The organism is Streptomyces sp. S6, assembly GCF_054880855.1.
Window position 1 is genome coordinate 1 of record NZ_JBTYMC010000540.1, and the last position, 2,426, is coordinate 2,426.

Consider the following 2,426-nt stretch of genomic DNA (forward strand, 5'->3'; position numbering starts at 1 on the left):
CCGCCTCTGGCGCTCGCGTCGACCGACCCCGCCGCGTACGTGCGCGCGCTGGCGGCGGGCGGGGAGGCGGCCGAACTCACCGCGCGGGGTGGGCTGGGCGACTTCGGGTGGCTGGTGCAGTCGGTCGGGATTCCGAACCCACTCCCCCTGTAGAGGGTCGGTTCGTTTTCCCAACCGGCCCGCTATTTGTCGATGTCTCCGACCACGAAGAACATCGACCCCAAAATCGCCACCATGTCCGCGACCAACGTCCCCGGCAGCAGTTCGGCGAGCGCCTGGATGTTGTTGTACGACGCGGAGCGCAGTTTGAGCCGGTACGGGGTCTTCTCGCCCTTGCTGACGAGGTAGTAGCCGTTGATGCCGAGGGGGTTCTCGGTCCACGCGTACGTGTGGCCCTCGGGGGCCTTGAGGACCTTCGGGAGGCGCTGGTTGATCGGGCCCGGCGGGAGGTCGGCGAGCCGGTCGAGGCAGGCGTCGGCGAGGGCGAGGGCGTTGTGGGTCTGTTCGAGGAGGGACTCGAAGCGGGCGAGGCAGTCGCCCTCCTGCCGGGTGACCACCTTCAGGACGTCCTGGAGTTCCCCGTACGCCAGATACGGCTCGTCCCGGCGCAGGTCGAGACCGACGCCCGACGCGCGCGCGATGGGCCCGCTGACGCCGTACGCGTGGACGGCTTCGGCCGACAGGACGCCGACTCCCCGGGTGCGGCCCCGGAAGATCTCGTTGCCGAGGACCAGGTCGTCGAAGACGTCCATCCGGGAGCGCACCGCGGCGACCGCCGCACGCGCGCGGGAGGTCCAGCCGGCGGGGAGGTCCTCCTTGAGGCCGCCGACCCGGTTGAACATGTAGTGCATGCGCCCGCCGGAGACTTCCTCCATCACGTTCTGGAGGACCTCGCGCTCCCGGAACGCGTAGAACACCGGTGTGATCCCGCCGAGTTCCAGCGGATACGAGCCGAGGAACATCAGGTGGTTGAGGACCCGGTTCAGTTCGGCGAGGAGCGTGCGCGTCCACACCGCGCGCGGGGGCACCTCCATGCCGAGCATGCGCTCCACCGCGAGGACGACTCCCAGTTCGTTGGAGAACGCGGACAGCCAGTCGTGACGGTTCGCCAGCATGATGATCTGCCGGTAGTCACGGGCCTCGAAGAGCTTCTCGGCGCCCCGGTGCATGTACCCGATGACGGGCTCCGCGCGGACGATCCGTTCGCCGTCCAGCACCAGCCGCAGCCGCAGCACGCCGTGCGTCGAGGGGTGCTGCGGGCCGATGTTCAGCACCATGTCGGTGCTCTCCGCCGCGCCGCCGATCCCGACCGTGGTCTCCGTCGTGGGAGTCATGGTTCCAGTCTCCCCTACGTACGCTGGGCGCATGGAGACGGGGAGCCCGCGGGGTGCGGAGAGTGTGGCGGCGGAGCCGGTGTGGACCGGGCTGCCGCCGGGACTGCTGCGGATGCGGCGGCTGTTGCTGGTGGTGTGGCTGGGGATCGCCGCGATCGCCCTCGGCGTGTGCCTGGACCTTTTCGTCGGCCCCGCGTGGGCGGCGTTCGCGGCGGTGCCGCTGGCCCTGATCGCGTGGGGCTGGGTGCTGCTGGGCCGCAACTGGCGGTCCTGGCGGTACGCCGAGCGCGCGGACGACCTGCTGATCAGCCGGGGTGTGCTGTGGCGTGAGGAGACCGTCGTGCCGTACGGGCGGATGCAGCTCGTGGAGGTCACCTCGGGTCCCGTCGAGCGGTACTTCGGGCTGGCCAGCGTGCAGTTGCACACGGCCGCCGCCGCGACCGACGCGACGATCCCGGGGCTCGACCCGGCGGAGGCGGAACGGCTGCGCGACCGGCTCACCGAGCTGGGCGAGGCCCGATCGGCGGGCCTGTGACGACGCCGGGGGCGGAGGACGCCGTCCGCCTGAGCAAGCCTGCCGAGCCCGCCGCCCCGGTCGTGGAACAGCGGCTGCACCCCGTGACGCCGTTCCGGCGCGCGTGGGCGCCGGTCGCGGTGCTCGCGGGGTGGGCGGTGCACGACCCGAACGCGGCGCAGGAGCAGCTGACCCGGCTGACGTCGACGACCCTGCTGATCGCGATCGCCGTGGTCGTCCCGGCGTCCGCCCTGTACGGCTTCCTCAGCTGGTGGTTCACGCACTTCTCGGTGACGGACACGGAACTGCGCATCCGTACGGGCCTGGTGTTCCGGCGCACCGCGCACATCCGGCTGGAGCGGGTGCAGGCGATCGACGTGTCGCAGCCTCTCCTCGCGCGTGTGGCGGGTGTCGCGAAGCTTCGGCTGGACGTCATAGGGACCGACGACAAGGACGAGCTGGCGTTCCTGGGCGAGCGGGAGGCGCGGGCGCTGCGGGCTGAACTCCTCGCGCGGGCGGCCGGGTTCGCGCCCGAGACCGCGCAGCAGGTGGGTGAGGCGCCCACGCGCGAGCTGCTG

At 71.6% G+C, this 2,426-nt stretch carries 3 protein-coding genes and 1 pseudogene; 3 read left to right on the forward strand and 1 reads right to left on the reverse strand.

Features of this window, described 5'->3' with window-relative positions:
- Window positions 1-153 (forward strand): annotated as a pseudogene (locus ACVNF4_RS34905) (SAM-dependent methyltransferase); the annotation flags it as partial.
- A gap of 29 nt (window positions 154-182) precedes the next feature.
- Here the strand turns inward: ACVNF4_RS34905 and ACVNF4_RS34910 are convergent.
- Window positions 183-1,334: an NADH-quinone oxidoreductase subunit D gene (locus ACVNF4_RS34910; RefSeq protein WP_461806869.1), complete on the reverse strand. Its 1,152-nt coding sequence runs from the start codon at window positions 1,332-1,334 to the stop codon at window positions 183-185.
- A gap of 31 nt (window positions 1,335-1,365) precedes the next feature.
- Here ACVNF4_RS34910 and ACVNF4_RS34915 point away from each other — a divergent pair, with 31 nt between their 5' ends.
- Together ACVNF4_RS34915 and ACVNF4_RS34920 are read left to right on the forward strand one after the other, a co-directional pair.
- The gene (locus tag ACVNF4_RS34915; RefSeq protein ID WP_461806870.1) at window positions 1,366-1,869 is read left to right on the forward strand and encodes a PH domain-containing protein; all 504 of its coding nucleotides are present in this window, start codon (window positions 1,366-1,368) and stop codon (window positions 1,867-1,869) included.
- The coding region (locus ACVNF4_RS34920; RefSeq protein ID WP_461806871.1) for a PH domain-containing protein at window positions 1,866-2,426 on the forward strand (561 nt) is incomplete at its 3' end. The genes ACVNF4_RS34915 and ACVNF4_RS34920, both read left to right, overlap by 4 nt.

Bases quoted from the DNA above. Each gene is read 5' to 3' on its own strand.
- ACVNF4_RS34910 (WP_461806869.1), bottom strand. From the start codon at position 1,334: ATGACTCCCACGACGGAGACCACGGTCGGGATCGGCGGCGCGGCGGAG.
- ACVNF4_RS34915 (WP_461806870.1), top strand. From the start codon at position 1,366: ATGGAGACGGGGAGCCCGCGGGGTGCGGAGAGTGTGGCGGCGGAGCCG.